This window comes from Ruegeria sp. CH2 (assembly GCF_056537065.1).
Genome location: NZ_JBQFQV010000022.1, coordinates 1 through 25403, shown reverse-complemented (window position 1 = coordinate 25403; position 25403 = coordinate 1). Strand labels below are relative to the sequence as shown.

Here is a 25403-nt window from a genome sequence, read left to right as displayed (position 1 = left end):
GGATGCGTTACTCGACTATACATTTTCAATGGCTTGGACCGCTGCTTGTAACGGCAGGATTTAGTATTTCGGCGACAGCAGGTTCCGCGCAGAACCCCACGTCTCTTTCGGAAACCTATGGCAGTTGGACATTGCAGTGCAAAAATGTTTCAGCATTCGATAACGACATGTCTGATCGTATCTGTCAGGTGTCACAAGAACTCATACAAGCTGAAACCGGTAAACGACTAATTTCTGCTGTGTTTACAACAGATCCTTCCAAGATCACGTTGGTTACACCGTTTGGATTGTTGTTTACGGAGGGAGTTAGGTTGTCCGTAGCTGAAAAGGACTTGTCAGTTGCATCCTTCACGACATGTCTCTCCTCTGTTGGCTGTATTGCAGAACGACAGTTGAGTGCCGAAGAGGTGATGAGTTTGCAGTCCTCCCAGACTCTCAAACTTCTAATGGTGAGTCGAAACAGCCGGAAACTTCAGGCGGAATTGTCACTTGAAGGTTTTCGCGATGCTACCATAAGATTGACGAACCTTAAGTAACCGGGCCGTGACGCAACCCGCAGAGAAAGTCATACAGATTACAGATAGAATCCTGCACAATTTCAATTTGTTTTTCTTCGAGCTAACGGTATTTGGACGGTACCTCTGTCAGTTGTTTATGAATGTCCCATTCGTGGGGTGTCTTGAACTTTCTGTGCCAGAAACGAGCGTTGTGTCGAAGCCAGTACTGACGAAAAACAATACAGGCTTCTCTATTGATGTCTTCGTAGCCGATTAGAACACCACAACAATCGCATTCAACGAGAAGAGGATAATTTCCATCATCGCCCCAGATTGGTTTGGGGTACTTTAGTCCACACACTCGACAATGGTAACCGGTAAAAACTTCAAGTGATTCTCCATTATCTACAAAAAGAACTGCAGAACAAATCTCCGTTAGACTAGCTTTCAACGGTAAAACCTTTCGGGTCGATTGTTTCCACAGCTATCACCTTGTTCCTTGGGTAAATCTCTGATGGATACTTTGTCAGTTAACGTGCAACAAGCGGCGACCGGATCTGTTGGGACCTAGGGTATGCCTGCCTTGCTTTGCCAGCTTTGATGAAAGACCGAGCGTGGCGGATCGGTGCATTTTCTTCCAACCCAAGGTGCGAAAAGATCGCCAGACATTCCTTTCTGGTTTCATCGTCAATCGATCCAAGAGCTACATGCCCAGGATAAAAAGATTCCGTCGCCACGCCTTCGGAGAAGATCACTTCGTGGCAGTCGAAAACAAGATGAAAATATTCAACGTCTTTGCAACCCAGCTTTTGACGCACACCAGGATGATGCGTTAAACCTTTCGCCGCAACAAGCCCTCCATTAGCGTAACCTGTTGACTCACCATCCTGGCCGGAAACGAGAATGCGATGTTGTGGCGAAACGCAAAGCGAGCGCTTTGGCAATCCCGGCCCCAGACTTCCGGGCTTGAATTCAATTGGCTTGTGCTTGGATTCGTCCTGCGGGAAATTGAGCTTCCTGTAAACAATGAGGCGGATCGGACGAAAACCATGATCAAGGGTTGCAATCAGATCGCCCACATTTAGGGTTTCGATCGGCATTTCGCCTTCCATTGTCGAAATCAGGGTTCCACGCGTAAAACAAACAACATTTGAAGTGTTAATGTTGAAGACGCCATCGCCAATTTCGGCAGTGCCTGTATCAATGTCGCCGTTGTTGTTCAAATCGTAGTCATCGACACGATCTTCGACATTCAGGATCAGTTTACCATCGTTTGCCTCTGAATCTTCAAAGGTGATCCCGGTTGCCGGAGACAGGACCGCGAGTTCCAACCCCTCAACGAAGAAAAACCCATCTCCCATCTCGGTTGCACCACCGCCGCTGTCGAACTTGATTGTGTCAGGCCCCACCAGTTGTTCGACGCCATTGATTTTGACCGAGAGTACCGTCACTTTGCCATCGGCACCCCCTTCAAGCAGTTCGCCATCCGGTCCGATGTCAGCATCGTCAATTTCGATTAGAATAGCGTCGGTTGCACTATACCAAGGATTGCCATTGCCATCCAGGTCAACACTCTGATCAAGCTCAATATCGGTGCCGCCGTCGCCATCATCATTGAAACTGCTCGCTGCGCCAACGAGATTTCCTGAAAACGATAGGATTGCCATTTTCTACCTACATGGTGTTGGTTGCCAATAATTGGCTGTCATTAGTGGTTGAATGTCTGCCCGAAGCCTTTCGTAAAACTTACAAATTTGAACACTAATCCGCTTTTCTAGCTTCATGCTTCTATGCGTGACGGTGGACCAGTTCAGTTGGGAAGGCTCAAAGACGCAAACAGTGTCGCCGTTGTGCGGACTGGCGTTCTCGATGGTAGGTTGACCAACGCATACCGCAGAGCCGCTACATCACCCCCAAGTTTTACCCACTTTCCCACAATGTTCCTGCGTCCAGAAATTAAGGGCACAGTGACAGCAAACCAAAACAGAAGGTGGGGCCAAAGCACCGCTTACGAACTTGAAGCGAAAGTCATCGGTTGGCTGAATGAGCGCAACAAGCACCTAACGAAGTCCTGAGCTATTGAAGGCACGCTCCAGCTCTACGAGGAAAGTGGTTCCTGGGCCGTCATTCTTTTTGTAACTGATGCTGCCGTTATGCGCACTCATGATTTGCCTGGAAATATTCATGCCCAAGCCGGTGCCTCCGATTTTCCGAGTATCTGATGAATCCACCTGTGTGAAACGGTCAAAAACCTTTTCGTGGTCCTTTTCGGACAAGCCTATTCCCTCGTCTCGGAACAGTACTTTCACCCTGGTATCTTCAATCTCCACCGAGATCAGCACGTTGCTTTTGGCAGGCGAAAACTTAATGGCATTTGACAAGATATTCTCGAAAACCTGCTGAAGCCTGTGTTTGTCGCCGCGCACAACTATCGCTTGATCCGGCAGGGTCGACTTAATGGACACAGCACGTTCGACAGCAAAGGATTTTGTGTCTTCAACGGCGTCGGAAACAACCTGACGTATGTCGAGCAACTCGTGCGCGTACTTCATGAGACCGGACTCAACGCTTTGAAGATCCAAAATTTCGTCTACAAGCTTTAGAAGCTTGATGCAGTTGCGGCTGGCGACATCCAGAACATCGGCTACTTTTTCCGGCAACTCACCCAGCTTGCCTGACTGTGCGAGACCAACTGCCCCCCGGATTGATGTTAGCGGTGTCCTGAGTTCATGGCTCATTGTTGAGATGAATTCAGATTTCGCCTTGTATGCCATTTTTGATTTTTCATGTTCGTCCTGAAGCAGGTCGAACTGTGCAGCACGCTGTCGGTAAATCCTGAGGTAACCCAACGAACTGTCGACGATAAATGTAAGAACAAAGATGCTTGTGAATAGATGTGCCCAGAGCTCCGATTGAATGGGGGCATCCGTAATCACGATATCCCTGATCGGTATGAACAGAAAGGCAACTCCGAAGCATAAAAGGCGGGTTACCAGAACGTGCAGGACATAGTGGCTGTGCATCGCTGCAAAAAGGGCTGCCGCAAAAAGAAAGAATGAAGCCATGAAATGGCTTGTCGGTCCTTGAATAAATGCAATGCCAACCGAGTATGCGATGATCAATGATGTGCTGAGAAGTGTGCTCAAATAAAGCCAGGGTAAAAGACGTCTGGCTGCTTGATGATCTGTATTTTCTTGCGACGTCACCTTGTTGAAAAGCCAATAATCAAAGAGTTCTGATGCGATTACCAGCACCAGCAGGATTCCCGCAAATTTGTCATCATAGTAGTATGCCGCAAGTGCGAGAGCCGCTGCGAAAATGAGCAACCGCTGCCCTGTCAGATCTATTCCAACCTGACAATAGTCGATCATTTGTCGCATCAAAGGCGACACTTCAGAGTTGACCACGCCACCCGTTTCAGACTCAGGCGGACTGCTCAAGTCAAAACCCCCTTAATTTCTCAAGTATACACTTTCTAGGCACTACAGTGCATTAGAACACTCTTTATGGTAGAGAACCGCAATTTGAAAGCAACAAAAACTTATCTCCGTGACGCCACGACAATTTAGGAAGCGAGGACATTCTAAGCTTTTGGAAAGAAATTGAAATTCAAAGCCCGTTCTCAAACAAGGACTTCAATTGTTCTGGAAGTGCGAAGGGGTCGAACGGTTTCGCTATATACGCCAAAGCACTCTCACTGATGGGGGTGTTTTGAATGCTGGATTCAGCTTTTGCAGTCATAAACACGACAGGCGTATCTCGAAATTCCGGGCGCTTTCGCAGCTCGCAAAGAAGCTCGGGGCCATCCATGTCCGGCATCATCACATCCAAAAGGAAAAGGTCGGGTTGCAGGCTCTTCAGATTATTCAACGCATCTTTTGCAGAGCTAAACTGGGTGACTTCAAAGTCGCCGACGAGTTCCAACGACATACGAGTGATAGTCAGAATGTCTTCATCGTCGTCTACATGTACCACTTTTTTCAAGAGACTCATTGCAAATACCCTTTGTTCAAACAGGTTGGGCGCCAACTTCAACAACATCGGATTTCTTAGCAACGTTGTTTTCCGCATCACGGGAAGAGGGAGTATCCTTCTCGAACCTGACCTGAAACGTACTGCCTACACCGTAGATGCTGGACACGGTAATCTGCCCACCATGCAACTGGACCAAGTCTTTTGTAATCGTAAGACCAAGTCCTGTTCCTGTCTGGCCTTTCTGATTTGCGTTTACCTGAATGAAGCGATCAAATATCAAATTTAACTGATCGTCCGGTATGCCACGTCCACTATCTTTGACTGAGACCACAACCGAGGTACCATCCTGTTCGACGGAAACGGCGACATACCCTTTGTCTGTGAACTTTATGCTGTTACTGAGCAAGTTGACGAAAATCTGCCTCAGGCGCAACGGGTCTCCCTCAATCGAAACCGGTTCGACCCGAACCTCCAGCCGAAGCCCTTTCTTCTCGGCTGTAGGACCCAGCTCTTCGCTCAATTCGGCCAAGAGTGCGCCGAGTTGTACGGTTTCCAAGTTTAATTCAACGTTGCCGGAGCTTAACTTGGCCCAATCCAGAACAGAGTTTATTAAGCCAAGCAGGTGCTTTCCGGAAGCTTCGGACTTTGTAGCCTGATTGACGATTACGCCTGTGAAATCATCCAACAATCGCGACAGCTCGGCATCGGTACCAATCGCATTTTTTAAGGCTTGGTACTGTGGATACAATTCGACCTTTCTAAAAAATGAAATGTATCCCAAAATGACAGTCAAAGGCGCACGCAACTCGTGGTTCATATTGTTGATGAACTCGGTCTTGGTACCAATCGCTTCTTCTGCCGCTTGCAGCGCTTTTTTCAGTTCAGTGATATCTGTGCGAATCCCGACGGTGCTCCCGTCTCTCATTTGAGATTCTGAAACTTTTAGCCAGCTTCCGTTGGCAAGTTCGATTTCAGTTTGGGCATTGGGGTTGGCATGAAGCTCAAGTCGTTCTGTTATCCATTCCTCTTCGCGCCCTTTTGCCTCTGGGTACTGGCCTTGCCTGACCTCGTCGCGAAGGATTGTTTCGAAAGTTGTCCCGGGTTCGATAAGGTGGCGGGAAACATCGAAGAAATCACGGTATTTCTGATTGCACAAAAGCAACCTGTCCTGTCTGTCGAAAATGACGAACCCGTCATTAATCGAGTTGATTGCATCGACAAGTCGCCGTCTGGCGTCCGACCGTTCCACGATCAGTCGTCGCGCATAGTTAACTCCAAACAGAGCAATCATAACCAGAACAGCTGTTGTGAGTATCAACACCGGACGATGCGCCGTATCTGGTATCCACCCACCCGTGGGTGTTTTGGCCAACTCCAGCCTGACATCCCCCAGCTCAACTTCGGCCAGTACTGGGGCATCCGACCATATGGTTTCGGTTCCAAAAACGATCTGAGTGCCCAATTCCGCAATCTCGGTTCGCGCCGACGACGCGTATTCACGTGGTTCGGCTACCATGCCGGCTTCAGCCAGAAGCCGGTTAAAATCGAGAACGATAGTTCCGACCACATTGTCGGGCCCAGGTTGGGCGTTTCGCAGCAAAAGACCCAACCCACCTTGAAGCAGGCTAATCGGGCCGAAGATCACCGTTTCCTGGCTGTCCAACGCGCGTTGCACCGTGGCCAGTTGCTGAGGATAATCGCGGTAATCGTATCCAAGAAGGGCTCGGTTTGGTTCGACAGGGTGGACATCCGTGATAATAAAATCTTGCGAACGCGCGATGTTGATAATGATTGGATTGTTATCGCGAAGCAACTGGGCCAAAGTCTGAAATTCCACTCCAGTCTCGGTCAACTGCACCACAGAAAGACTACGCGACATGTGGCTGTAGCTTTCAATAAGCCGCTCCAAGCGAAACTTGGTCAAATTGAGAGACCGTTGAACGGCGGACCGCTCTGCCTCAAGTTTCTGCGTGGTGATCGCCTTGTCCATAAGAATAATGCTCAAACAGCCAAGAAGGATAATCGCAGCGTAAATCAGCGACAACTTCCGCTTTTGTTTTCGCTTTAGTTGTCTCAGCGTTTCTTGTTGCGTGCCCAATGCGACTTCCCAACGTATAGCAGTGTTCTTCAGTTTTTCCTCGAGCGATACTCTGCATAGTGCGTTCAAAACATGTTTCGAAGAAGCGTTGCCTAGTCCTCGATATTTGCCAAGCGCGCCATCAACTCTTGGGCCCTTGGCTCGATCTGTGCCCAAACAAGTAGGTTTTTTTTGAACTCAATGTCTATTTCCTCAGCTAGATCGCCGATGGTGGCAAACCCGAGCGACCCGGCCAAACCTGCGATCTTGTGACATTCTCGCCGAACCCGAGCGAGGGCATCAGAGTTTTCAGCATCAACTTTCAGGTCCTCTGCGGCAGCTGAGAGAGTTTCCAACCGCTCTTGGCACGACATGACGAATTTGGCACGTAGTTGCCTGAGAACCTCGTCCATTTGTCTTGCACCAGTTGTAGTTCCAGACCTAACTGTCATCGTATGTCACCAAGCTCATCTGCGCCTTCAATATACTTTTGAACTTTCAGCAAAAACTCCGCCTACTACGGCTGTGGATTCCTTTGTTTTTTGCATAGCTGTGTCGAGTAGCTCAGTCGCCGAAGACAGGTTGACAATTCCCCTGGAACAGGGCGTTCCAACTCTCATAAGAACCGGCATCTGATCCAGGTTGGCGTACCATTCGTTCATGTCTTGTAGCTTCAGTTCGATCTGAGCGGCGACTTCCTCGACCGAAATTTCTGGAATACGGCTGACCAATGCCAAAAAGAAACCTGAACCAACGTAGGACACGATCGCATCATTGAACGCCAAAGCTTCGGCGATCACCTCGGCAACGTCCGACATTGTGTCTTGAAAATCCGAGCTGTCGAGAGCCTGGTAAAGCTGCCTCGCGTTGATGACCTGAAACGCAATTGCGACAAGACTAAACAACCTCATAGTTCCGAGTTTCAGAACGTAGTTCTGCATGGCCAGGTAATCCATGCTGGAATGATCTATCTGGAGCCGAAACGACTCTTCGAAAGATAACTTATTTGTTGACGTGCTCCGAGCCAGTGCGGCCCGGCGAGCGGCACGCTCGCGGGCCATACCCGAAGCCATTGTCATGCGCCCTTGCAACTCACGCCGATCAATTGGCTTGGTAAGGTAATCGGTGGCACCAGCGGCAAACGCCCTGTCCACACTTTCGATTTCGGACCGTGCTGTAACCATTACGATCGGAAGCTCAGTTGTATTGGGCTCAACTCTCAGAAGGCGGCAGACCTCAATGCCATCCATACCGGGCATATCAATATCCAGAAGTATGCAGTCGAATGGGTCGGAAATTTCTCTCACCAGCGAAATCGCTGCAGCTCCGGAGTTCACAGCGTGAACGTCTTCAAACCCGCATGCAGCAAGTTCTGCCGAAATCAATTCGCAAAACAATGGTTCGTCATCAACAACCAAAATCTTCATATCGCTCACATGCTATGCGGTGATTAAGAAAAAAGCTTCCCGCATAGATAGAAAACTATACGATCGCTTGGTCAAGCAGATTGTAGACGAAAGTCTTACAATTCCATTTGAAGACACCTAAAAAGTTTAGGGACGTATCTCCGTGGAGAAGGGCGACATGCAGCGTGACAGATACTTGCCGTAGGTTAATCCGGGCCCGGAAAGACCAATCTGAAACTATGCGAAAATGTTCTATATCCCTGCCTTTCAACCCTCTTCAAGGATAAACAACTCGTGTCGACTTTCCGTTCAACGTACGATCCCGTTGGGCGTGCAATAGGCTTTTTGGGTTTAGGACAATAGTCGCAGCAGAATGTGCGCATCGTGGTTTTGGCCGCTATAGAAGACAGCGAGCACCCGAACGACCTGTTCACTATCGTCGACGTCAAAATAGATGATCGCTTTGTTCTTGGTTACATTCCGAATGCTATTGCCGAGATGTGGTCTTAAGGTGCCTTGATGTGGAACTTTGGCCAGGCCTTCGAGGCTCTCCTGAATCTCGACGACGCGATTTTCAGCGCGCAAAAAAGCGGTCTCTGAGTTTTCACCAAAGTGCTCAGCTGCTTCAACAAGATAGTCAAATATGAGATCGAGATCTGCGGTGACTTCTTCGGCGCGAACGACTTTATAGACCACGCTCTGCCCGCTTGCGTGCGATCATGTCTTGCGTGCGCTTTTCGCCCTCTTCGAGAGTAACGAAGGGTCCGTTTCGGCGCTGATCCAGCAGCTCTCGCAGTGCATCCGTGTTTTGCGATTGCTCACGCATCAGTTCAAGCCCATGTTGAAGCACGGCGGACAGGCTAGCGTAATGACCCTGGGCGACAAGATTCCGCGCATAGGCCTCTTGTGACTCCGTCAGGGATATTGATGCTTTGACGCTCATATCAGGCCTCATTTATACTACTGAGTAGTATAAGCTGCCGCATACAACTGTCAATAATGGGCGCGCTCGGACGTAATTTGTTGGCATATCTTTGTAGAAAGAAACTTCCCTGCATATCCCGCTCTATCGTAATGGAACGCCAACGCCGTTCAAAGGTATCTGATCCACACGCTTTGATCCCGGTTGAGCCCAAGTCCTACAAGGATCCTTTCAGCATCCAGATTGAAATCCTTGGCAAGGTTTTGGACCTGAACCGCCTGAAGGCTCTCCAAGCCTCGCACCGTCCGACCTTCTTCGAATGAAATCAATTCGTGAGACTTGCCAGACCAGCGCACGATTCCGCCACAGAGCATTCTGCGTTCGACATCAACCAGTTCGGCGACGGGATCAGCAAAGAAATCGGTCCATTTGAGAAGACCCGCACTCACTGCCCGAGCGACTGCTTGTTCGATGGTGCGGCTTTTGAGCTTGGTTTCAATCGAAGCAATCAGCGCATCCACCGTTCGGGACGAAAAGCCCGTCTGACTGGCGATGACGGGTGGAATCAAGCCGGATGCAAGCATCTTCAGCACACCCATCTCCTGATCAGAGAGCGCATCCGAGCGAAAGTTGAAACTCGTATCGATGACATCGAGCGCGAGCAGATGCAGGATCTGTGCTTCATGACGCAGGGCAGGGAGTATTCTCACGACCAAAGCGTCCCACTCGAAGCGGGGCAGATTGGACGTGATCGTAAAGACACCACGCTCGCCAAACGGGTTGATCACCGGAATGGAAAGACCGTTCTGACCCACACCAAACCTTCTGGCAGCATCGAATAGTGGCGCATGTTCGTTCTGCTTGTCGAACACATTCCAGTCGATCGGAGCGATCATGGTGGCGCCAAACCGAATAACAGGATCAACCGTTACCAGGTTGTTATCAATGTAATGTCTGACCCACTCGCCTGTGAACGTGGTACAACCGTGGACAATGTTGTGATGTTTGTCGATATGGGCATAGGAGGCATTTTCCAATCCGAACCTGGAGCAAATTTCCTGAAGACGCGCCTCCCCGGTTTGCTTGAAATCCAGCTCAGACCTGCCAATATCCGCGATTTTCATTGATCGTCTTTCTATTCCGTCTTGTCGTCCGAGCGGAATAAACCTTCTGGTACAAGAGCAACATTGGGGAAATCCCTTAGCTAACGACAACGTGAGTATGTCTTTGTAAAAAAACACGAAATCTACCCGTTCAGAGGCAATGCGGTGGTCATTCTCGAGCACGGTATTTCAACGAATTTCCGCGTCACTACCATGCTCGCGTCAAGGCATTTGCTGGCGGCGCTCCGTCCGATCTGAGGGCTTGCTCCTCTTCCCGCGCCCGCCTCGCCAAGAGCCCCATGAAACTGGCAATCAGGTTCAGGTCACCACGTTCCTCTGCCTGCACCATACCGCGCAGATATCCGCCCGGATTGACAACGGGCGGCAGCCGCGGATCACTCAGCCTCGCATCCGTGATCACGCCAGCCAGGATCGCTCCCATGATGGTCAGACGATCAATCGCCGCGTGCCAGGCGGAGACATTGGTGCCGATCTCAGACAACCGGGACCAAACGCCGGTCTCGATTGCATAGAGTGTCGGAGAGGAATTCTGAACTCCACCCCCGGCAATATCGATATGCATGCGCAGCTCAGGTGAGGCCAGGTCATACAGGGTGCGGTTATTCACCCGAGGCAGTTTTTGGAACTTGCACGGTTCAATATCCGTCGGATGATTGCTTTCTAAGCTAGAACAATCTGGTTCCGAGGCATTTGCCGAGGGCATTATCACTTCGCTGTCGGCGTTACAGGACAGAATTTTTTCTTCAATTTGGTCTTGTATAGGGCACCCGAAACAGGCTTCGGGTTCACCGGAATTTTCACCGGGTTTTTCGACATGCTCTTCGATCCGCTTCCAAAGTTCGTGGGCCATACGAACGTGTAATCTCAGCTTATCCAGCGACATATATTTTAACTTGTCAGCGCGCGGCCAGGACCGAAACGCACCCATCATTTCGTCGATACCTTCAGGAGGGCAGGGGAGTGAGGAAAGCATTGCCAGGCTGTGTTTCACATATCGGTAAAGCCGTGATCGATCTCCACGCAGCTCGTCATGCTCTTTCTTCTCAGCCTTGCTGCGCTCGTCCGCGGTGCGCATCTCGGGAATGAGGTTCAGGGCTGGGGTCAGGAACAGGCCAAGCGCCTTACGTTTACACCGCGCCCCATTTGCGCCAATCCTGCGCTCGATCAATCCAATCTTTTCCAGCTCACGTTCGTGATTGTGAATTGTTCGATCTGTCACGCCACGCCCGGCAATGAGGGTTTCCTGGCGCGCGAAGCAAAAGGGTTCCTGAGACGGATCGCGAAATGCACATGGCGTAATCATATCAATGATGATCTCTAAGGTGCGAATACACTGTGCTGATGCGCCTCTGATCTGAGCATAGCACACACAGAGCTGCCGAAACCTGTCTCGGTTCCAGCCCTCGGGAAGACCGTTGTGGAAGCGTATATTTTCGCGGTGATGGGCGGATGAGATGTGCCGGAGGCTCATGGTTTCAACCTCAGCTGGCAAAGGTAAGAGTTGTTATCGCAGCTTCTGTGGGCAGAGTATTTGGATTGGTTCAACGGTTTCATGGTCTGCTTCTTATTGAGGAAGCAAGGCGGGTCGAACCTCAGCGAAAAGACACAGAAAAACCGTTCGCACAGATGCGTTTATCCTTGTCAGATTTTCGGAAACTTCCTATAAATCAGGTGATCAAACGTGACTTAGGAAGATCCCCGCTGAGGCCCCGCCTTGCGGGGGTTTTTGTTTCTGGGAAAGGATGTTCCTCTGGCCCAGACGGCTTCGTTGCCAATGCGGCTGGCAAATTCACTGGCCCTTGCAGGAGCAACGTGCTCACGCGAGAGCGGGCTCGTCAGTATCGGATGAGGTCGTAGTCGCTGAACCCGAATATGTCGGTCCACTCGACACCAACGCCACGGAAATAGCTGGGAGGTTCACAGCGATTGCCCAGTGGCAGCCAAGAAGGGATTGGGGCAGGAGCGCGCTCGGACCATTGAAAGTTTGCCTTGTCGTCATAGCTGCCAACGACCAGATCAAGCGATCGCTCGCAGTCGCCCTCTCGCGACCGACGGCGAAAGCTGTAGTGGCGCACATCCCAAACCCTGATGGACCTCACAATGTCGAAATCCGGCGATGAGAGATCAACGCTGATCGGCGTGGCCTGAAGCCTATCGCCGAAGTCGTCATGAAATGACTGGATCGCTTCTATGGAGATCGCAACATCTACCAGTAACGGCTCAGTGGTATCGTCAAGTGGAAGCTCTGGAACTGGGCTAGCACTGGTGCGTTTGATGGCTTCCAACCGTTCCATGGGACCCAAGCCTGAGGAGCTGCCTGACGCATTCATCGGACAGCGCCAGAGTTGGAGCGGGGGCTCAACCGGATAGGGCGTGACACGTCGAATGAACTCCGCCTTGGCAGCGACGCAATCAGGTGAACTTGGCCAACCTCCGGCGAGACACAGGAATATCGCACAGTCGATTGGATAAGCACCGGCCTGTACCGCCGGTAGAACTGCAAGTGCAACTGCAAAGGTCTTCGCGCGGTTTCGAATTCTGGGTTTTAGGCGTTTCAAGATGATCTCTCCTGCTTGCGAATCTCCTAAGCAATATCCGGCCAATATGCCCCTGGCAATCCGATTTAGTATATTGGCGTGCTTTCTTATATTGACGTAGATTGTGTTTTAGTCCACAACTTTTGGATGTAGAAGGCGATCCATAGGGGGTCGTCATGGCGGACAATAAGAGACAATACACTGTGGTAACCATTGAGATGGTTCGGGGCCTGAAAGAGGATCAGGTTCCCTTTACATGCCGCTACGAATTTATCGGACTCGCTTCCCTTGGACGACCTAAATACCACTGCATTTACAGCTCTCCGAACTATGTCGGGGCCTTGTGCAAGTCGAAGATCTCTCGCGCGGGCGCTGAGCCCAGAGAGTTCGATCTCTGGCCGGGGCTTTTCAAGCATCACCAGGAATTTGGGGATGGGCGCATTCTCTGCGTCAAAGCAGATTACACGATCGAGTCGATCACCCCAGAGGGACTCGAAATCGCAAAGACATTTGACGAAAAATCAAAAGTCTAAGGCGGCACCGGCCGGATCTCATTCTGGCCGCCTGCTCGGACCGAAGAAGTACCAGCCTTTCACAACGACAGGGTACCTGGCATCGAAATTGACGCTTCGCGCAATCAATTGCGTGCGTCTTGCCTTCCGGCATGCTGCTTTCGTTTCGCGGCCAGTGGGGCAGGGAGCATGAGAAAGATCTTGCTCGTCTCGGTCGCTTTGGCGGGCGTGTTGGTCTATCTGCAACGCCTGGACATGCTTTACAGGACCAAGTCCCTGAACGCCTCGGAAGTTTTTGCTGTTGACGGCGATACACTTGGTCACGGCGATAATCGATATCGCCTGATTGGTTTCGACACGCCGGAGACGTTCCGCGCGCAATGCGCAGCTGAGAAGGCCCTGGGGATGAAAGCCAAGATGCGCCTGACAGAAATCATACAATCTGCCGGGGAGGTGAAACTGGAAATTGAGCCTGACCTGGATCGTTACGGCCGCTTTCTGGCGGTTGCGAGTGTAAATGGGCATGAGGTGGGGCCTGTCCTGATTTCGGAAGGTCTCGCACGGCCATACCGGGGCGGCAAACGCCCGTCGTGGTGCAGCTGAGCTGACGAACTGGAATCTGAATTGCAGCAAAAAGAAGGAAACTAGCCGAGCAAAGAGCGGTCCTGTCGGTTGCGCCAACAACCGGCAGGACCTGAAACACCCCTAATCCATCCGGGGCATTCCTCACACATCGAGAAAGTAACTGTACTATGGTAAAAACAGCATCACTCAATGCTGCTCCCAAGAATCACGTCTGCAAGGCGGGAGTCAACAGACACGGCGCGTTCGTCGGGTATGTTCTTAAGATATTCGGAATTGCGAAACCTCTGGCCCTTGGCGTAGCTGTCAGCCTGACGATACTTGTCAGCCACGCTCCTACCGTATCTGCGCAAAGTACCACTGGCGTCATTGTGGGCGACGGAACCGGAAGCGGAGCAATCCGGACCTGTGATGTCGGGCAAGACAGCGAGACTGATAATCGACCCTGCATTTCAAACAGCTCGATCAACCAGGCCATTGATGACCGTATTCAAGCAGCCGGTGCTGCACACCCCGACGCTGATACTGTCGGTGCGTCTCAGATCATCAACAACAGTGTCACGAGCGCGGACATCCAGGATGGGTCAGTCACCGGAACCGATATTGCTGATGGTTCGATCACGGGTACGGATATTCAGGATGGCTCAATAACTCAGAATGAACTTTCTGATAACTCAGTAGGATCGGATGAAATCATTGATCAGTCAGTGACGCAGGCCGATCTTGCCGACAGCTCGGTCGGATCGACCCAGATTATCGACAACAGCGTGACATCCAACGACATCGTCAACGGCACAATCCAAAACGAGGATTTGGCCGAGAGTTCTGTGAACAGCCACACAATCGAAAATGACTCGATCCTGCTGGAAGATCTTAACGGCGAAGTTCGGCAATTCATCGACAACAGCAACTCAAACACGCTGACCCAAGCCAACGCCTATACGGATCGGCGCATCAATGAGTTGCAGCAGCAGATCGACCGCAATGCTGACATCGCAAATGACGGGATCGCCATGGCACTGGCCGCGCAAGTGCCAACGCTCTCTGACGGAACCGTTCAGGCCGTGACCATGGGGTACGGCTACTACTCGGGTTCTTCAGCGTTTTCCATCGGTGGGACGGCCCGGATCGAGAACACCAATTGGCAGGTTTTTGGAACGCTGGGGTACGGGTTCAGAGCCGAGAAAATCGGCCTGAGCATGGGTCTCTTGTGGAGCCGGTAGCGGCGTCATGCCGGTGACCGGGCGTTTGATTTCCTCCCTCTCAAGCGCCCGGCTCGAAGCACCCGTAATAGTAATTATGTAAAAACTGTTGACCTAATTTCAGGATAAAGGGAAATCACCTTGGCCTTCGAAACTTGGCTGAATTGCTCAACAACAACCGGCGTTATCAGCGGGAAACTCTCTTCGATGCATATGGTGCTACACGGAAGAGAGAACGTGGTGAGCTCCAGATGGGGCTGTGCCCACCACCTATCCGACTCCGCCAATCAAAGCGAAGCGGCACCATCAAAACCACCCAAGCCAATCTTTTCAAAACAACGCGAAATCAAATCCGATCACGGATTTGTTAACCAACTCCTTAGGACGCTTTTCAGTCGCTCCACTTTGGCTTTCTTGCTGTGGTTTGCGGCGACAAACCCCGCTCCTGCCCAGGTCATCGAGTATGAACCGAACGGCAGCGTCTTTCTGAACGGTGCGCGGGCAGAAATCGTCAATGGCGTCGTGCGTCCGATCCGGATGCGTGAATACACGCTTGACGAGCAACCGCAATCCCCGAAGGCCAAGCCACAGAAAAAGATCGAGATTGCGGGCAAGGCACCGCGGCCTCGCAGATCCTCGGGCGGCTGGTCGCAAGTGCGGATCGTCAAAGAAATCCATGCAGCGGCGGAACGCCATGACATTCCGGCCGAGTTGTTCATGGCGCTGGTCTGGCAGGAAAGCCGGTATCGGGCTGATGCTCTGTCACCCAAGGGTGCCTATGGATTTGCACAGCTCATGCCGGGAACGGCGAAAGACCTGGGCGTGAACCCAAAGAACCCTGCAGAAAATCTCGACGGTGGTGCCCGCTATTTGGCGGCGCAGTACCGCGAGTTCGGAACCTGGAAGCTGGCGCTTGCCGCCTACAACGCCGGGCCTCACCGCGTCGTCGAATATGGCGGCGTCCCCCCCTTCACCGAAACCCGCAACTACGTGCGGATCATCCTAAGCAAAGTGAGCACTTCCTCATGAAAAGAACCCACTTCATCCAACAGACCGCGTTCTTCGCGCTGGCAATGATTATCGTCAGTGCAGCTCCCGCCTCCGCTGGCTGGCTCCAAGACGCGATCGGCGATTTTATCAACGAAACGCTGGCCGACTCCAAGGTTGTTGGCGTCAGCCTTGCCGCTGTCGGCTTCATCTGGGGCTGTCTTGCCTATGTGTTCGGTTGGGGCTCGCTGAAGGGTCCAGTGGTCGCGATTGTTGTGGGTGCCGTCATTGGCCTTGCCGATACATTCATCGGAGCCTGATCGATGCCGCGCCGAAATACCGTCTTTCGCGGCCTGAGCCGCCCCGCAGAATGGGGCGGCCTACCCGTGATCTATCTGCTGGTGATCCTCGGGATGACCATGCTTTCGTTCTTCATGTTCGGGATAGCGCCAGCAATCATTGCGGGTTTTGCTTTCTACACCGGGCTTCGCCTCTTTTACGAATGGGAACCGGCTTTCTTCCGCGGCCTGTCCGTAACCCTTTCCAAAACTCCGCGCACCAAAAACCGCCAGCATCATGGGGGAGATTACTATAGTGCCTAAGCCTGCTGCCCGAGGCATGTGGACCCTTGCCCGCTCGTTGATCGAGCCGAGCTGGCACAAGGATGAAATGCACCTCTTTCAGATGTTGCCGTATGGCTATGTCGTGGACGATGAAGTCATTTCCACACGCAATGGCGGCCTTATCGCCGCTGCAGAAATCACCGGAATCAACGCTAATACGCTGGACGAAAACGAGTTCGAGTTCCTGGCCGAACGGTTTGAGCGTGTGTTGCGCACAACACCCAATGAGGTGGCATTTTACGTTCATCGACTGACCGTCCCGGCTGAGACGGGTCATGTCATCACAGATCCAACCGGCTTTGCCGGTGCAGTGGCGCAGGCCATGCGCTCAGCGTCCGTCGATGCAGAGCTGAAAGAACGCAAGATCATCATCAGCGCCATTCTCCAAAAGCGGCAGGATGAGCGGGCAAAACAGATGTTCGGCATGTCGTCTGGAACGATAGACGAGGAACGCCGCGAAATGATGGAACAGCTCGACGGTGTGTTCACAACACTGGCAGGCACGCTGGGTGAGGCCCGTGTGCGCCGGCTGAAGCTCAGCGAGGGGCGTTGGCTCGGCTATTATGGAATGCTGTTGAACGGTCGGTATCAGCCGATCATTCACACGAACATTGCAGAACCCATCGCCTTCAACATGCCGCAAGAGGATGTACTGTTTCAGGGCAAGACCGGCAAACTGGTCACGGACGATGATCAGGAACGCTTCATACGGGTCTATTCCCTGAAGAATTACCCGATGGCTTCGTTCCCCGGCATTTTCGACGGGCTGGACCTGCCGGTTGATGTCGTCATTTCTCAATCCTTCCTGCAGATCAGCCGCGCCCAGGCGCAGGAAATGGAACGCCGCAAGTCGGGACAAATGCGCTCGGCAGGCGACAAAGCGAAGTCGCTTGAAGAGGATTTGTCCATTCTGGCGGACGGTATTGCCTCCGGCACCATGTCACTCGGCAAGCACCACCTGTCGATCTGCGTGTTCGGGACAGAGGAAGATCTGAAAACCGCCGAAAAACATATCATCGGCGAAATCCAGATTTCAGGCGGCACAGTGAAGCGCGAAGCGATGTCGGCCCGTGCGGTATACTTCGCGCAGCATCCCGGCAATTTCGCGTTCCGCGCCCGTGAAGAACTGATCACGGACCAGAACTTTGCGGATATGGTTGCGTTCCACATGCGCCCCAAAGGGTTGGATGCGGCAAAGCTACCTTGGCCGGGGCCATTGGCGACTTTCCCGACGACACACGGGGACAGCTACGATGTTTCGCTGCACCTTCCCAAGACCAGTAAAGACGCCGAAAACCTGCCCTCCGGGCATACGATCGTTCTTGGACCGAACGGCTCGGGTAAAACTGTGATCGCGATGCTGCTGGCAACAATGGCGGTGGCACAGGGCGCGCGGATTATCGCTTTTGACAAAGACCGGGCAATGGAGGCTCCGATGCGGGCGCTTGGTGCGCAGTACACCCGCGTCCGAGTTGGTGAACCAACCGGCATGAACCCGTTTCAGACCGAGACGGATGAGGCTGGGCAAAGCTGGCTCGCCAATTGGGTCATTGCCCTGTTGAGCTATGACGAACCACTGACCACCGATCAGAAAGATGAAATCACGCGGGCTTGCCAAGCGAATGCCACTTTGCCGCCTGCGCTTCAGAACTTCGATTCACTGGTGGAACGGTTCAGAGCCTTTGACGATGACAAGAACCTGTACAAGCGTGCAAGTGAATGGACTGGCGAAGGCCGCTTGTCCTGGATGTTTGGCCAGGGTGGCACAGATCCGTTTGCTGCTGGCGACCGTCATCTTGTTTTCGACATTTCCGAGGTTCTGGATGACGAATTGGTGCGGCTGGCATGGATCAGCTACGTCATGCGCCAGATCGAACGCCGCTGCGCCACCAAGATACCCACTGTCTTTGTGATTGATGAAGCATGGGTAATTGCTGGCAACCCTTATGGCGCTGGCATTCTCATAAATGCCTACACCACGTATCGGAAGCTGAACGTCATGATGATGATGATGACTCAGATCCCCGATCACCTCCTGTCGTCGGCGGCAAGTAAGTCGATCCTGGAAAACACCAGCACGCAACTCTTGTTCCCCTCTCGATCCGGCAATGAAGCAGACTACCGGGCAATCGGCTTGAACGATTCAGAGCTGGGCGCGCTGAGGGCACACTTTGGCGACCGCGTAATGCTCATGAAGAAAGGTGACGAGAGTGTTTGGCTCGATGTCGACGTCGGCGCTCTCGGCCCGCTTCTCCGTGTTCTGAGCGGATCAGACGGAAAATCGTTCCCTGATCCTGATTGGCGACAAAACCCCAACTTCTGGAAGGAAATCACATGAAAACTCGCCTTGTAATCGCCCTTGTTGTTCTGGCCGCCGTCTCGGCCTGCACCAGCACCTATTCGGGCTATCGCAGCAAATGCGCCTGCGACTTTGAGCGCATGACCCCCCCTGAAAACTTGGAGCTTGTCTGATGAATATTTCAAAGAAATTCCTCACAACCATTGCCGTTTCAGTTCTGACTGCCCTGCCCCTCATGGCATCGGCCCAAGGTGTTCCGACCATCGACGCCACAGCCATTGCACAGGACGCCGCGAATTCGGCCCGCGAAGTCGCGGAAATGGTCCGCCAATACGAACAGCTGATGCAACAATATGAGAAGCTCGAGCAGCAGCGCGCCATGTTGGAGAACTCGTTTAAGGCCATCTCTGGTCTTACGGATTTGGACGAGTTCAACAGCCGCAGCTTTTTGAAACTGGCGACCGCCGCTAACACGCTCGGCTACGCCCTTGACGCGACTGAAGATACAATTGGCGATCTTCCAGGCGTCGCCGGGCTCGCGATGGAACGCCGATCAATCAGCCTGGGGCTGAACAATGGGATCCTTAAAGAATTCAGTACGTCAGACGTGCCAGCTCGGCGCATTCTCTCGGAGCGAGGTGGCGCTGGCTTGATGGCGTCCGCTCTGGGCGAACAGGGCTATGACATGGCGGGCAAACTCTCCGAAGATGCTGAAAAACTGCGCGGTGAAATCGGCCAGCAAGAGGATCTGAAGGACGCAATCGACTACAACACGGCGGTTCTTATAAAACTCCTGCAAGTTGAAATTGAAATCTTGCGCACAACCTCTGCTAATGCTCTGGCGTCGGGCACAGATCTGGCTGCAAACGCAGCGGACCTAAAGACGCTTAGCAATTACGCAAGAGGAGAAACCCAATGAAAAGCCGCACCACTTTCGCCCTGATCACACTGACGGCGACGCTTTTAGGGTCGTCGGCCAGTGCTGAGGCCAGACTGCCGTTTCCCCCCAATGTTGATTGGACATTTGGGGAATATCGGACCTGTCTTGGTTATTCGGGCGTGCGAGCGTTCAAAAAACCCCTGAAGGAATACGGAGTTGAACAGCTCGCTAACGCTGGTCAGGGCGCGGATCAACAGTATGTCGTCGGCAACTGGACCGATGCCATTCTGAATGAGCAAGTGATCGCTGCTCATGAGTTTGCCATTGAGCAATGCCGACTGCGCAAATCCGATGAAGCTTTCAGCACTGAATGCCCGCTCGGCAACCTTAGCCGCGAAGCTGCAATCGAGTTGGTGGGCGCAGACCAGGGCGAATTCTGGTCGAAGCCTTCCAGCGAACTCAAATCGCTCAAAGAGACGCAGCAAGAACGCTTGGAAGCGCTGCGCCCTGTAATTGAGGAGGCTTGTGGGCCGTGATTCAGGATTTCGTCAGCTCGATTGAATCAGCAATCAGCAACTTTTCTCAGCAAGCATACACCAGCCTTGCGGCGGATCTCGCATCCGCCCTCTGGGCTATTGCTGCGCTGATCTTTGTAGCGATGCTGATCAACGGCGTACTTCAGATCAGAGAAATTGGGTTTGGTGGTTATATAGGCTGGATCATTCGGGCGACGATAATCATCGGAATGGCGTCGAGCTGGTCCTTTTTCCAGCCAATCTATCAAGGCGTCCAAACCTTGCCGGACAGCATTGCCGGGGCACTCACTGGAACCACTAATGTATGGCAAGCGTTGGATGAGATTGCGCTTCAGTGTTTCTTGATGGGCCAGCAGGCCATTGAAAACGCGACCTGGGGCCTGAGCATCACCGGGGCTATTCTCTGGGTTGTTGGGGCCGTCATCGTTGCCTTTGGCACTGGCATGGCACTCATCGCAAAAGGTGGTCTGGCTGTCCTGCTGGGTCTAGCACCTGTGTTTATTGCTACGTTGCTCAGCTCAGCCACAGCCAATATCTTCGCAGCCTGGGCGAAAACGACCGTTGGCCTGATCATGGTCATCGTCGTTCTGACAGGCATCGTTTCTCTTATTCAGGCGCTTTTCGCCTCGGAGCTTGGTTCCTTGTCTGATGTTAATGACATGGAAGCGAGCGGGCGTTTTCTAGCAATCTGCATCGTGGCTATCGTCATGCTCACGCAAATCCCGTCACTGGCAGGCGGCATGTCTGGCGCGATAGTTTCGGCATCCTCCGGTCTTGCTGTGGCAACCGGCGCGGTTGCAGCCGCAAGAAGTGCATTGGGCACTGCCAGCGATGGCGCGCGCGGTGCTGTTGCTGGGGGCAAAACCGCCGCCGCGATGGCTTCCGCAGCACGTGACGGGACTGGCGTTCGTGACAGCGCGTCTCGCGCAATGCAAGCGCGTCGGGACATAGCGCACAGAGCCCGCAATCAGGATGGGGCAGCTCGACAGAGCTACGCCGCTGACCGTTACCGGCAGAGCATTCGACAAGCTCGCGCCAATAAATCTTCATAAATCGAGGTACAGAGCAAATGTCACACGTGACAGATCACGAAAAAGAACTCTTTCTGGGCGCACGCCGCGATGCCTTCAAATGGCAGGTATTCGGCATGGTCGGTATGGCAATGGGCGTTGCCTCCATAATCGGCTGGGCGATGCTCCTTCCCCTGAAGGAAATCCGCGCGGTGCCATTCTCTATTGATCCGGACACAAAGCTCCCGGTGCTGCTGACCGAAAAGGTCGAAGAATTGGAACCTTCTGAGGCGATGGCCTTCCGTGAAGTCGCGAATTATGTGCGCGACCGGGAAACCTATGATGTCCAGGACAACAACGAGCGCCTGAAATCGGTACTGCGTCGTTCTGATGAGCTGGCCGAAACGTCTTACCGCGAACTGTGGGATGGGTCGAACGACAACCATCCTGACGAAATCTATACGCCCAAGACAAAGGTGCAGACCGAAATTCTGGGCGTCTCGCCTGTCAACGATGAGACGGTGCAGGTCGAGATCCGCAAGTCCTTGATCGTGCCAAACCAGGCAATAGCCTCGGCCCGCTACGTGGTCACTGTGACCTTCGGGTTTGAGGAGAAAATCGTGACGTCGATGGATGAACTTCTGGAAAATCCATTCGGCTTCGTCGTCACCAACTACCGCGTAGACGCAATGGGAGACATCTGATGCAGCGTTCTTTCAAAACACTCCCTGCCACCGCCGCAGCAGTTTTGGCATTCTCGACGCCTCTGCTCGCTGAAATCACACCGACACCAGACGGGAAGAATGCGGATCATCGCATCACGCATTTCCATTACGTTGAGAACCAGGTGTACCGCATCCCTGTGGGTGAACGCCTGATTACCTATGTTCACTTTCCGCAGGGCGAAACCGTCCGCAGCATTGGTGCGGGCGACACTGAAAGTTTTCAGATCACTCGCCTGCAGGAAGGTCGCGTTATTGCGTTCAAGCCGGAAATCCTGAACTCGGATTCAAACCTGACCGTCCTGACCAATCGCGGGACATACAACTTCTATCTGGTTCCGGCCGAGAGCGCCGCCGAACGCAAACGTGTTCCATTCCGGGTCACGTTCTACAACAAAAACAACAGCGGCGGGACCACAACGCGCCGTGGCACGGTGGCACGCAGCGAGCCGAAACCAACAGGCCGGTTCGTCAACCAAAACTACTCGCGCTCGGGCAAAGCGGACTTTGCGCCCACCGCCGTTTGGGATGATGGTGTACACACCTATATGCAGATCCCACAGGATGCGGAGTTGCCAGGGATCTTCCGTGTCCTGCCTGATGGCCGCGAGCTGATGGTGAACACCACAGTCAAAGAGCGCGGCATTATCCAGGTGCAGGGCCTTTCAGATCTTTGGACACTGCGCATCGAGGACACTTCGATCTGTGTTCGAAACGATGGCGACGAGTTTCAGCAGGCAAGCGTGAGCGGTCGGCCTGTCACTTCACAGACAGTTAAACCGGGGGGCAGCAAGTAATGAACCGCGATCAAACAATTGCGGCACGGGCGGCGGCTGAACAGCCGTCGCAACGTGTCCGGAAGAAGTTCGACCCCAAGAAGCTGATAACCGTTGCCCTCGCGGGTGCCGTGTTCGTTGGTTTCGCTTGGTTTGTGCTGGGCGACGACACCAAGAACAGCCGCACAGGTGTCCGCGTCGATGCCCTGCAACAAAGCGGTGGCGAACGCTATGGCCTGCTTACGGCACGGGGGCCGGACGTAGACGAGCCTGAACCAGAAGCTTTGCCGGAGGAAATCGCCGTCGCAACGCCCGACTCAGCTCCACAGCCGGTTGAATTCATTGGGTTTGACAAAGCCATGAAAACTATCGAACAGCAGAATGGTCGGATCTCAGACCTTCAAGGCGAACTGACCGATGCAAAAGTTTCGCTGACGGAAAAAGACAGTGAAATCGCAACGCTGAATCTGACCAACGAACGCCTTCAGGTCAGATATGATGAGCGCGAGAAAAAGTTTCAGACAGAGCTTGCCCAAGCTGTTGCTGACGCTGAAGCCCGCGCACTTGCCAGCATGAGCCATCTGCAAACCCAAGGTCTGACTGAGGACGAACGGCGCAGGCTTGAAGAACTCAAGCGAATGCGCGAGCGCCAGAACCAGTCAGACGGCATCGTGTTCGATGAAAATCCATACGGCAGAAACTAATGGAGCTGACGATGAACAGAACAGCACTCACCCTCGCCCTGGTCACGTTGGCGTCAAGCGCGATGGCACAGGAAGCACCCGGTCAAAACTACCAGCCGATTAACAGCGGATCGCAGCCGGTCATTTTCCAACCCTACCCCCCTGCCCCTCAACCGGTTCAAGTCCAGCCGGACGATACCCGCCTGCCTGAAGAACAGCGCGGCTATCAGGAAAACCAAAACACGACATGGCAAAACAATCTGGTCGAAGAATATCCCCCCATCGTCGGGGCCTCGATCATTGACGATCCGTCGCGCACCTTAACGCAAGGCACGGTTTTGTCGGCTGTGTTCGGTGGCGCGGTCAGCTCGGAGTTGCCCGGTAGTGTCGTGGCGACGATCACGCGTGGCGTCTACTCGATGGACGGCACTCGTTTGCTTCTGCCGCGCGGGTCGAAGCTCTATGGCGAGTATCGAGCGGATACGACATTGGAGCAAACGCGCATCATGATTGTTTGGAGCCGTGTCATCACGCCTGACGGCCTGTCCGCTCAGATCGGATCGGCTGGTACGGACGGCCAAGGCCGGACAGGTGCGACCGGCAGGGTGAATACACACTTTGGGAAGCGGTTCGGAACTGCTGCGCTGTTGTCCATCATCGGCATTGCGCCGGTGGCACTGGTGTCTGACAGCGATAGCAACAACTCGGTTCGCACGGATCTGGCAACGCAAGTGGGGTCTAACCTGCAGAACGCCACGGCAGCGGCGCTTGATGAATATCTGCGCATCACTCCGACAATCTTTGTCGATCAGGGCAGTCGTATCAACGCGATCCTGCAGCGCGACGTTGTGTTCGATAGCTTCTGAACGCGAGACAATGAGCCGACCGCCTCAGCGGTCTTTCCGGCCGCTGCCAGCATGATCGAGTGCGGTAGCGGCCTTTTTTGAAGCAAATTCAGCACTTTTTGGAATCAATAAAACTTATGTGGGTGCGTTCGCGTTCGAGGCAAAGCCGAGAGGCAGCGAAGGTAACCACCGCTGCTCCAAAAAGTGCTCTAACAAGGACAAGAACATGAGCGGGCGGAACGGGAATAGCCTTCTGGAATACTATACAGGCAAGATCGAACATCTGTTGCACGATGAAAGCCTGAGCGAAATTTCTGTGAATCCTGACGGATCGGTCTGGGTCGAAGAAATGGGCACAACGCACATGACCAGGACAGACATCACTCTGAACAGAGACGATGTAGAAAACATCGGGCGCTGCGTGGCCGGTTTCAGCGATGTGACATTCGGAGAAAAGAAGCCGATTGCGACGGCCAACGTGCCGACACAGCAGGGTAAAGCGCGGGTGCAGGTTGTGATTCCGCCAGCAACAACCGGCGTGGGGTCTGTGGCGATCCGCCTGCTCCGCGTGAAAACTGTTGATCTGGGCGCGTTCAGCTTCGCCAGCAAAGAGGCCGCATTGGCGCAAAGCAACGATCACAGTGCGCTTGAAAACGCGCGTGCTGCTCTCGCTGCCGGAACAATGAACTTTGACGAGTTGGCCGACCTTGCGATGCTAAGCAAATGGAATGTGATCATTGCCGGGGGCACCTCGTCTGGCAAAACCACCGTTCTCAATGCAATGCTGAAGCGCATCGATCCGGGCGAACGTATCGTAACAATTGAAGAAGTGGCAGAGCTGGACATCGAGCAACCAAACTCTGTTGACCTGCTTGCCGACCGTTCTGAAGAAGATGGACCTCGATCACCGACAAAGCTGCTGGAATCGGCGCTGCGGTTACGGCCTGACCGCCTCGTCTGCGGTGAAATCCGGGGCGACGACGCGAATATGTTCCTGGAACTGGTGAACACCGGCCACGATGGATCTGTCTGCACCATGCACGCAAACTCGCCCGTAGACGCCATTGGCCGGATGAGCAAGATGGTGCGTCGCGGATCTCCGACCGTTCAAAAGTCAGAAGTGGTCGATGACATCAGAGCCACCATTCACATGATCGTCCACATGAAGAAAATCGGGGACGAACGGAAGGTCAACGGCGTGATTTTCC

28 protein-coding genes are annotated in these 25403 nt (G+C 53.1%); 17 read left to right on the top strand and 11 right to left on the bottom strand.

The window, feature by feature from the left end; genetic code table 11:
• The first annotated feature begins 2 nt into the window (after positions 1 to 2).
• Positions 3 to 536 (top strand): invasion associated locus B family protein, encoded by a 534-nt coding sequence (locus ACR0M9_RS19555; RefSeq protein WP_480547167.1) that lies wholly within the window; start codon positions 3 to 5, stop codon positions 534 to 536.
• Positions 537 to 1027: 491 nt separating this feature from the next.
• Here ACR0M9_RS19555 and ACR0M9_RS19550 read toward each other — a convergent pair whose 3' ends face one another.
• From ACR0M9_RS19550 to ACR0M9_RS19500, 11 genes are all read right to left on the bottom strand, one after another.
• Positions 1028 to 2164, bottom strand: coding sequence for a Hint domain-containing protein (locus ACR0M9_RS19550; protein WP_480774429.1), 1137 nt, complete (start codon positions 2162 to 2164; stop codon positions 1028 to 1030).
• A 393-nt stretch (positions 2165 to 2557) separates the two neighbouring features.
• The gene (locus tag ACR0M9_RS19545) at positions 2558 to 3937 is read right to left on the bottom strand and encodes a sensor histidine kinase (protein WP_480774428.1); all 1380 of its coding nucleotides are present in this window, start codon (positions 3935 to 3937) and stop codon (positions 2558 to 2560) included.
• Between the two features lie 169 nt (positions 3938 to 4106).
• The gene (locus ACR0M9_RS19540; RefSeq protein ID WP_480774427.1) at positions 4107 to 4490 is read right to left on the bottom strand and encodes a response regulator; all 384 of its coding nucleotides are present in this window, start codon (positions 4488 to 4490) and stop codon (positions 4107 to 4109) included.
• A gap of 16 nt (positions 4491 to 4506) precedes the next feature.
• Entirely contained in the window at positions 4507 to 6570 is a 2064-nt protein-coding gene (locus tag ACR0M9_RS19535; RefSeq protein WP_480774426.1) for an ATP-binding protein, read from the bottom strand.
• A gap of 92 nt (positions 6571 to 6662) precedes the next feature.
• Positions 6663 to 6962, bottom strand: coding sequence for an Hpt domain-containing protein (locus tag ACR0M9_RS19530; protein WP_480547157.1), 300 nt, complete (start codon positions 6960 to 6962; stop codon positions 6663 to 6665).
• Positions 6963 to 7028: 66 nt separating this feature from the next.
• Positions 7029 to 7976 carry a response regulator gene (locus ACR0M9_RS19525; RefSeq protein ID WP_480774425.1) on the bottom strand — a complete coding sequence of 316 codons (948 nt, stop codon included), beginning with the start codon at positions 7974 to 7976 and terminating at the stop codon, positions 7029 to 7031.
• Between the two features lie 330 nt (positions 7977 to 8306).
• The gene (locus ACR0M9_RS19520) at positions 8307 to 8651 is read right to left on the bottom strand and encodes a type II toxin-antitoxin system RelE/ParE family toxin (protein WP_480547153.1); all 345 of its coding nucleotides are present in this window, start codon (positions 8649 to 8651) and stop codon (positions 8307 to 8309) included.
• The gene (locus tag ACR0M9_RS19515; RefSeq protein WP_480774424.1) at positions 8641 to 8898 is read right to left on the bottom strand and encodes a ribbon-helix-helix domain-containing protein; all 258 of its coding nucleotides are present in this window, start codon (positions 8896 to 8898) and stop codon (positions 8641 to 8643) included. Before ACR0M9_RS19515 ends, ACR0M9_RS19520 begins: the two co-directional genes overlap by 11 nt.
• 149 nt (positions 8899 to 9047) lie before the next feature.
• The gene (locus tag ACR0M9_RS19510) at positions 9048 to 10163 is read right to left on the bottom strand and encodes an autoinducer binding domain-containing protein (RefSeq protein WP_480774423.1); all 1116 of its coding nucleotides are present in this window, start codon (positions 10161 to 10163) and stop codon (positions 9048 to 9050) included.
• A gap of 25 nt (positions 10164 to 10188) precedes the next feature.
• On the bottom strand, positions 10189 to 11472 hold the full coding sequence (locus ACR0M9_RS19505; RefSeq protein ID WP_480774422.1) for a helix-turn-helix domain-containing protein: 1284 nt from the start codon (positions 11470 to 11472) through the stop codon (positions 10189 to 10191).
• Between the two features lie 364 nt (positions 11473 to 11836).
• On the bottom strand, positions 11837 to 12559 hold the full coding sequence (locus ACR0M9_RS19500; RefSeq protein WP_480774421.1) for a hypothetical protein: 723 nt from the start codon (positions 12557 to 12559) through the stop codon (positions 11837 to 11839).
• A gap of 155 nt (positions 12560 to 12714) precedes the next feature.
• Between ACR0M9_RS19500 and ACR0M9_RS19495 the strand changes: the two genes are divergently transcribed.
• The 16 genes from ACR0M9_RS19495 to ACR0M9_RS19420 all read left to right on the top strand — a co-directional run.
• The gene (locus ACR0M9_RS19495; protein WP_480774420.1) at positions 12715 to 13071 is read left to right on the top strand and encodes a hypothetical protein; all 357 of its coding nucleotides are present in this window, start codon (positions 12715 to 12717) and stop codon (positions 13069 to 13071) included.
• A 168-nt stretch (positions 13072 to 13239) separates the two neighbouring features.
• On the top strand, positions 13240 to 13653 hold the full coding sequence (locus ACR0M9_RS19490; RefSeq protein ID WP_480774419.1) for a thermonuclease family protein: 414 nt from the start codon (positions 13240 to 13242) through the stop codon (positions 13651 to 13653).
• A gap of 149 nt (positions 13654 to 13802) precedes the next feature.
• Positions 13803 to 14855 carry a YadA-like family protein gene (locus tag ACR0M9_RS19485; protein WP_480774418.1) on the top strand — a complete coding sequence of 351 codons (1053 nt, stop codon included), beginning with the start codon at positions 13803 to 13805 and terminating at the stop codon, positions 14853 to 14855.
• Positions 14856 to 15239: 384 nt separating this feature from the next.
• A complete protein-coding gene (locus tag ACR0M9_RS19480) occupies positions 15240 to 15863 on the top strand; it encodes a lytic transglycosylase domain-containing protein (protein ID WP_480774417.1) in 624 nt (207 codons plus the stop codon).
• Entirely contained in the window at positions 15860 to 16141 is a 282-nt protein-coding gene (locus ACR0M9_RS19475; protein WP_170474368.1) for a hypothetical protein, read from the top strand. Before ACR0M9_RS19480 ends, ACR0M9_RS19475 begins: the two co-directional genes overlap by 4 nt.
• 3 nt (positions 16142 to 16144) lie before the next feature.
• Positions 16145 to 16423, top strand: a complete 279-nt coding sequence (locus ACR0M9_RS19470; RefSeq protein ID WP_480774416.1) for a VirB3 family type IV secretion system protein — start codon at positions 16145 to 16147, stop codon at positions 16421 to 16423.
• Entirely contained in the window at positions 16416 to 18782 is a 2367-nt protein-coding gene (locus ACR0M9_RS19465) for a VirB4 family type IV secretion/conjugal transfer ATPase (protein WP_480774415.1), read from the top strand. The genes ACR0M9_RS19470 and ACR0M9_RS19465 overlap by 8 nt, the downstream gene beginning before the upstream one ends.
• Positions 18779 to 18916, top strand: coding sequence for a hypothetical protein (locus tag ACR0M9_RS19460; RefSeq protein ID WP_170417970.1), 138 nt, complete (start codon positions 18779 to 18781; stop codon positions 18914 to 18916). The genes ACR0M9_RS19465 and ACR0M9_RS19460 overlap by 4 nt, the downstream gene beginning before the upstream one ends.
• Positions 18916 to 19662, top strand: a complete 747-nt coding sequence (locus tag ACR0M9_RS19455) for a type IV secretion system protein (RefSeq protein ID WP_480774414.1) — start codon at positions 18916 to 18918, stop codon at positions 19660 to 19662. Before ACR0M9_RS19460 ends, ACR0M9_RS19455 begins: the two co-directional genes overlap by 1 nt.
• The gene (locus tag ACR0M9_RS19450) at positions 19659 to 20159 is read left to right on the top strand and encodes a hypothetical protein (RefSeq protein WP_480774413.1); all 501 of its coding nucleotides are present in this window, start codon (positions 19659 to 19661) and stop codon (positions 20157 to 20159) included. The genes ACR0M9_RS19455 and ACR0M9_RS19450 overlap by 4 nt, the downstream gene beginning before the upstream one ends.
• On the top strand, positions 20156 to 21211 hold the full coding sequence (locus tag ACR0M9_RS19445) for a TrbL/VirB6 family protein (protein WP_480774412.1): 1056 nt from the start codon (positions 20156 to 20158) through the stop codon (positions 21209 to 21211). Before ACR0M9_RS19450 ends, ACR0M9_RS19445 begins: the two co-directional genes overlap by 4 nt.
• A 17-nt stretch (positions 21212 to 21228) precedes the next feature.
• Entirely contained in the window at positions 21229 to 21873 is a 645-nt protein-coding gene (locus ACR0M9_RS19440) for a VirB8 family type IV secretion system protein (protein WP_480774411.1), read from the top strand.
• On the top strand, positions 21873 to 22688 hold the full coding sequence (locus ACR0M9_RS19435; protein WP_480774410.1) for a TrbG/VirB9 family P-type conjugative transfer protein: 816 nt from the start codon (positions 21873 to 21875) through the stop codon (positions 22686 to 22688). The genes ACR0M9_RS19440 and ACR0M9_RS19435 overlap by 1 nt, the downstream gene beginning before the upstream one ends.
• The gene (locus ACR0M9_RS19430; protein ID WP_480774409.1) at positions 22688 to 23371 is read left to right on the top strand and encodes a hypothetical protein; all 684 of its coding nucleotides are present in this window, start codon (positions 22688 to 22690) and stop codon (positions 23369 to 23371) included. The genes ACR0M9_RS19435 and ACR0M9_RS19430 overlap by 1 nt, the downstream gene beginning before the upstream one ends.
• Positions 23372 to 23382: 11 nt before the next feature.
• Positions 23383 to 24216 (top strand): TraB/TrbI/VirB10 family type IV secretion system protein, encoded by an 834-nt coding sequence (locus ACR0M9_RS19425; protein ID WP_480774408.1) that lies wholly within the window; start codon positions 23383 to 23385, stop codon positions 24214 to 24216.
• Positions 24217 to 24421: 205 nt separating this feature from the next.
• Positions 24422 to 25403: ATPase, T2SS/T4P/T4SS family (locus tag ACR0M9_RS19420; RefSeq protein WP_480774407.1), on the top strand; the 982-nt coding region annotated here is incomplete at its 3' end.